1 protein-coding gene is annotated in these 353 nt (G+C 60.6%); it reads left to right on the plus strand.

Translation table 11 applies throughout. The features are described 5' to 3' along the window. The coding region (locus BST12_RS29630; protein ID WP_139802113.1) for an MFS transporter at positions 1-353 on the plus strand (353 nt) is incomplete at both ends.

The following is a 353-nucleotide window of genomic DNA, read 5'->3' on the forward strand; positions in this document are numbered from 1 at the left end:
CAGGCGCAGTTTTGTGTTCGGGGTCACGCTCTTCGTCGTGAGCTCTATTGTCTGTGTGCTACCGGTCAGCCTGGCAGTTTTCACGGTCGCACGAGTGATCCAAGGTTTAGGAGCGGCGTTCATCTCAGTGCTCTCGCTGGCCTTGCTAAGCCACTCCTTTCCCAATCCCCGAATGAAAGCACGGGCGATATCCAACTGGATGGCCATAGGCATGGTCGGTGCGGCATCTGCCCCCGCGCTGGGCGGGCTCATGGTCGACGGCCTCGGTTGGCGCAGCGTGTTCCTGGTGAACGTTCCGCTCGGTGCCATCGTGTGGCTGCTGACGCTAGTCGGTGTCGACGAGTCACAGGATC

It is taken from the genome of Mycobacterium angelicum (genome assembly GCF_002086155.1).
GTDB lineage: Bacteria > Actinomycetota > Actinomycetes > Mycobacteriales > Mycobacteriaceae > Mycobacterium > Mycobacterium angelicum.